This is a genomic window from Burkholderia sp. Tr-862, from assembly GCF_011753085.1.
GTDB classification, from domain to species: domain Bacteria; phylum Pseudomonadota; class Gammaproteobacteria; order Burkholderiales; family Burkholderiaceae; genus Burkholderia; species Burkholderia ambifaria.
The window spans coordinates 1-5,107 of the sequence record NZ_VWWG01000274.1 but is presented as its reverse complement, the minus strand read 5'-3'; the positions used below and the strand labels follow the sequence as shown (position 1 = coordinate 5,107).

The 5,107-nt window shown below is 69.0% G+C and carries 4 protein-coding genes and 1 pseudogene; 3 read left to right on the top strand and 2 right to left on the bottom strand.

Annotation, left to right across the window (positions count from 1 at the left end):
• The 3 genes and pseudogenes from F3J14_RS33510 to F3J14_RS33500 all read left to right on the top strand — a co-directional run.
• A pseudogene (locus F3J14_RS33510) lies at positions 1 to 287 on the top strand (DNA alkylation response protein); the annotation flags it as partial.
• Positions 284 to 1,495, top strand: coding sequence for a CoA transferase (locus F3J14_RS33505; RefSeq protein WP_166726560.1), 1,212 nt, complete (start codon positions 284 to 286; stop codon positions 1,493 to 1,495). The pseudogene F3J14_RS33510 and the gene F3J14_RS33505, both read left to right, overlap by 4 nt.
• A gap of 163 nt (positions 1,496 to 1,658) precedes the next feature.
• Positions 1,659 to 3,092: an MFS transporter gene (locus F3J14_RS33500; protein ID WP_166726559.1), complete on the top strand. Its 1,434-nt coding sequence runs from the start codon at positions 1,659 to 1,661 to the stop codon at positions 3,090 to 3,092.
• 147 nt (positions 3,093 to 3,239) lie between these two features.
• Here F3J14_RS33500 and F3J14_RS33495 read toward each other — a convergent pair whose 3' ends face one another.
• Positions 3,240 to 3,515, bottom strand: a complete 276-nt coding sequence (locus F3J14_RS33495; RefSeq protein ID WP_166726558.1) for an oxidative damage protection protein — start codon at positions 3,513 to 3,515, stop codon at positions 3,240 to 3,242.
• 49 nt (positions 3,516 to 3,564) lie between these two features.
• Entirely contained in the window at positions 3,565 to 4,944 is a 1,380-nt protein-coding gene (argA, locus tag F3J14_RS33490; RefSeq protein WP_014896599.1) for an amino-acid N-acetyltransferase, read from the bottom strand.
• Positions 4,945 to 5,107: the final 163 nt, after the last annotated feature.

Sequence of the window (5,107 nt, the reverse complement as noted above, 5' to 3'; positions counted from 1 at the left end):
TCGCCCGGGTTGCGGCGGCAGGCGACGACGGGTGCGTGCGGCAGGCCGCGTCGGCGCTGTACTACGCGAGCGCGGCCGTGCTGATGGCGTGCGAGGGCGTGCAGCTTGCGCCCGACTACCGGCGCCTCGCGCTCGCGCACCTGATCGTGCGTCACAAGCTGCTGCCGGTCGATCCGTTCGCGCCGGCGTCGCGCGACGACGAAGCGATGGCGTTCGACGCGCTGGTGCGCGGCACGCCGGTGCCGCTCGACATGGCGCTCGACCTGCTGCCGGAGGTCGAACGATGAACGTGACGAAAGCGCCACGCGGCGCACTGGACGGCCTGAAGGTCGTCGACCTGAGCCGCGTGCTCGGCGGCCCGTACTGCACGCAGGCGCTCGCCGACCACGGCGCGACGGTGATCAAGATCGAGCCGCCGGACGGCGACGAGACGCGTGGGTGGGGGCCGCCGTTCCTCGGCGACACCGCGTGGTATTTCATGGGCGTCAACCGCAACAAGGAAGGGCTCGCGCTCGACCTCTCCCGCGACGAAGGGCGCGCGATCCTGTGGCGCCTGCTCGGCGACGCCGACGTGCTCGTCGAGAACTTCAAGCCCGGCACGCTCGCGCGCTGGGGGATGGACTACGCGCGCGACCTGCGACCGCGCTTCCCGCGCCTGATCCACTGCGCGGTGACCGGTTTCGGCGAAGACGGTCCGCTCGGCGGGCTGCCTGGCTACGACGCGGTGATCCAGGCGATGGCCGGGCTGATGAGCGTCAACGGCGAGCGCGACGGCGACGCGATGCGCATCGGGTTGCCGATCGTCGACATGGTCACGGGGCTCAACGCACTGGCCGGCATCCTGCTCGCGCTCGCGGAGCGCGAGAAGAGCGGGCAGGGCCAGTCGATCGACATCGCGCTGTACGACTGCGGCGTGTCGCTGCTGCATCCGCACCTGCCGAACTTCTTCGGCTCGGGGCGCGCGCCCGAGCGCAGCGGCAACGCGCATCCGAACATCGCGCCGTACGACAGCTACCGCACGGCGACGGTGCCGATCTTCCTCGCGGTCGGCAACGACCGGCAGTTCGCACGGCTCGTCGCGCATCTCGGTGCGCCGGCGCTCGCCGGCGATCCGCGCTTCGTCGACAACCGCAGCCGCTGCGCGCACCGGCCCGAGCTGAAGGCCGAACTCGAGGCACGGCTTGCCGCCCATCCGTGCGAGCCGCTCGCGCGCGACCTGATGGCGGCGGGCGTGCCGTGCGGGCCGGTGCGCACGGTCGCCGATGTCGCGCGCGACCCGCATGCGCTGCACCGCGAACTGTTCGTCGAGATCGGCGCATATCGCGGCACCGCATCGCCGGTGAAGCTGTCGCGCACGCCGGCGACCTATCGCTCGCCGCCCCCGGCGCTCGGTCGCGACACGCGCGCGGTCCTCGATCGCCTCGGCGTCGATCCCGCGCTCCAGCAGCAACTGCTCGACGCCGGCGTGCTGAAGGTCGCGCCCGACCAGACGTGACCGGCCGACGGGGCCCGCGAGTGAGCGTCCCCGGCCGAGGAAGCGGAACGCAAAGCAGCAGAACGTAAAGCCGTAAAGCAACACCGCCAGCCGGCGGCGCAGGGCCGGCCATCCGGCAAGGCGCGCGACAGTCGCGCCGCCGATCACAAACATGGAGACATCGATGAGCCGTCCGCAATCCCCGTCCGCCGTGCCGCCAAGGCCCGGCCGCGCCGCCCTCGCGGCCTTCGTCGGCACCACGATCGAGTGGTACGACTTCTACATCTACGGCACCGCCGCCGCGCTCGTGTTCGGCAAGGTGTTCTTTTCCAGCACGATGGATCCCGGCGTCGCGACGCTGCTCGCGTTCGTCACGTTCTGGGCCGGTTTCGCCGCGCGGCCGCTCGGCGGGATCGTGTTCGGGCATCTCGGCGATCGCGTCGGCCGCAAGACCGCGCTCGTGATCACGCTGATCATGATGGGGCTTGCCACGACCGGTATCGGCCTCTTGCCCGGCTATGCGTCGATCGGCGTGTGGGCGCCCGCGGGCCTCGTCGTGCTGCGTGTGCTGCAGGGCATCGCGGTCGGCGGCGAGTGGGGCGGTGCGGTGCTGATCGCGAGCGAGAACGCGCCGAAGCACCGCAGCATCCTGTATGCGGCATTCGCTCAGCAGGGCTCGCCCACCGGAAACTTGCTCGCGACGGTCGCTTTCTTCGCGCTGAGCGCGTTGCCGACACCGTCGTTCCTGATGTGGGGCTGGCGCATTCCGTTCCTGCTGTCGGCGGTGCTCGTGATCATCGGGATGGTGATCCGGCTGCGGCTCGAGGAATCGATCGACATGCAGCGCGTGCTCGCGCGCAAGCGGACGGTGAAGCTGCCGCTGCGCGACGTCGTGCGCGACCACTGGCTCGTGGTGCTGCTCGCGGCCGGCACGCTGCCGGTGATCAACGTCACGTATTTCCGCAGCACGTTCGCGCTGTCGTGGGCGACCAAGGAGCTCGGCTACGCGCAGGGCACGTTCCTCGGCATCCTGTCGATCTCGCTCGTCGTGCAGTTCCTGATGCAGCCGATCGGCGCGTGGTTCGTGTCGAAGATCGACATGCGCCGCGCGATGTGCTGGATCCTGATTCCCGAGATCGTGCTGATGCCGGTGATGTTCCATGCGCTCGCGACGCGGTCGTACTGGGTCGCCGTCGTGGGGATGTGCATCTCGACGATCCCGTCGGCGATGTTCTACGGTGCGGTCGGCGGCGTGCTCGCGCGCGTGTTTCCGGCCAACATCCGCTATACGGGCCTGTCGCTCGCGTATCAGTTGAGCGCGCTCGTCGTCGGCGGCGGCACGCCGGTGCTCGCGCAGGCGATCCTGAACGCGACCGGCAGCATCGTCGGCGTCGCGATCGCGTCGGGGCTGTATGCGCTCGTGTCGCTCGCCTGCATGCTCGCGCTGCTCAATCGCACCGGCTACCGTGCGGATGAGCTGTCGAGCGCCGAGCGCAGCGATGCGGCCGAATGGGGCACCGCAAGCGCAAGCGCGAGCGCCGGCGCTGCGGCCGGCGAGTCCGCGCAGCCGGACGAGCGCGGCACGTTGAAGCCGGCGGGGCAGGCCGGCGCGACCTGACCTGGCGGCATCGAATGCGCCGGGCCGACTCGCATCGGCTCGATTGCCCGCTCCCAAAAGCAAACGGCACCGTGCGATGCACGGTGCCGTTTGCCTTGCACTGCTTCGCGCGAGGCCGGCACGGCCGGCCCGCGCGATGCGCGGTGCTCAGCTTTCCGTCGGCGGCACGAAGCCGGACGCCTGGTCCGCGCCGTCGCCGAAGAAGTACTTCTCGGTCTGCTTCATCAGATACTGGCGCGCGCGCGGGTCGGCCATGTTCAGGCGGTTCTCGTTGATCAGCATCGTCTGCTGCTTGAGCCAGCCTTGCCACGCTTCCTTCGACACGCTTTCGTAAATGCGCTTGCCGAGTTCGCCCGGCAGCGGCGGGAAATCGAGAGCCTCGGCTTCCTTGCCGAGCTTCGCGCATTGAATCATTCGAGCCATCGTGTACTTCTCCTGTAATCGGACTGGGGGAGGGCAGTCGTGCCTGCGCTCAGAGCTGCTTCATCAGCACGAGCGACTTGCGCTGCCAGTTATAGAGTTTGCGGCGGTCTTCCGGCAGGTCGTCGACGCTGACCTTGACGAAACCGCGCTTGAGGAACCAGTGCTCGGTGCGCGTCGTGAGCACGAAGATATGCGTGAGGCCGCGCGCGCGGGCGCGCTGCTCGATGCGCTTGAGCAGGCGTTCGCCGTCGCCCGAGCCCTGCGCTTCCGGCGCGACCGTCAGGCACGCCATCTCGCCGATCTTTTCCTGCTGGTACGGATACAGCGCCGCGCAGCCGAACAGCACGCCATCGTGCTCGATCACCGAGAAGTGGTCGATGTCGCGTTCGATCTGGTGACGGCCGCGCCGCACCAGCGTGCCGTCCGACTCGAGCGGCTCGATCAGCGACAGGATGCCGCCGACGTCGTCCGGCGTCGCTTCGCGCAGGCTCTCGAGATTCTCGTACGAGATCATCGTGCCGACGCCGTCGTGCAGGAACAGTTCGAGCAGCATGCTGCCGTCGAGCGACTGCGGGATCAGGTGGGCACGGGTCACGCCGCCGCGGCACGCGCGGATCGAGTGCTTCAGGAAGAACGCGTCGTCGCCCTGGACGTTGCCGGAATCGAGCAGCTCGGCGGCCGCGTCGAGCGACATTTCACGGACCAGCTCGCCTTCGTCGTCGACGATGCCGGGCGCCTCGGTCAGGAAGATGATCTTGTCGGCGCGCAGCGCGATCGCGGCCGCCGACGCGACGTCTTCCATCGACAGGTTGAACGCTTCGCCGGTCGGCGAGAAACCGAGCGGCGACAGCAGCACGAGCTTGCGGCTCGCGAGCGAATGACGGATCGATTCGGCGTCGATCTTGCGCACGATGCCCGTGTGCGCGAAATCGACCCCGTCGAGAATCCCCACCGGCCGTGCGGTCACGAAGTTGCCGGACACGACGCTGATGTGCGCGTGCGCCATCGGCGAGTTCGGCAGACCCTGGCTGATCGCGGCCTCGATGTCGAGACGCACTTCGCCGGCCGCTTCCTTCGCGGATTCGAGCGCGCGCGCATCGGTGATGCGCAGCCCGTGCGAAAACTCGGATTCGACACCATGCAGGCTCAGCTGCTCCTCGACCTGCGGGCGCGAGCCGTGCACCAGCACGATCTGGATGCCCATCGCCTGCAGCAGCGCGATGTCGGACACGAGCGCGTTCAGGAGTCCCTGCTGCACCACCTCGCCGCCGAACCCCACGACGAACGTGCTGTTGCGGAACTTGTGGATATAGGGCGCGACGGAGCGCATCCAGTCGACGAACTGCGCGTGGCTGGCAGCCGAATCGTCGGCGGCCGGCGGCGTCGCGGCGCCGGTCTGGGCGGGAGGGAGGTCGGTTTGGGAATTCATGGGCGGGATTATAATGCGCCCCCATGTCGAATGTACCTAAAAGTCCCGCGCCGACGCGGGCCAAAGCGCCGTCGGCCAGGCACCCGGATGGTGCGGCCGATGCGCGCGAGCAGCAAGGCCAGCCGCCGCGCCAGCCGCAGCAACAGCAGATCGGAAGAGCACA

Bases quoted from the DNA above. Each gene is read 5' to 3' on its own strand.
- F3J14_RS33505 (WP_166726560.1), top strand. From the start codon at position 284: ATGAACGTGACGAAAGCGCCACGCGGCGCACTGGACGGCCTGAAGGTC.
- F3J14_RS33500 (WP_166726559.1), top strand. From the start codon at position 1,659: ATGAGCCGTCCGCAATCCCCGTCCGCCGTGCCGCCAAGGCCCGGCCGC.
- F3J14_RS33495 (WP_166726558.1), bottom strand. From the start codon at position 3,515: ATGGCTCGAATGATTCAATGCGCGAAGCTCGGCAAGGAAGCCGAGGCT.
- argA (WP_014896599.1), bottom strand. From the start codon at position 4,944: ATGAATTCCCAAACCGACCTCCCTCCCGCCCAGACCGGCGCCGCGACG.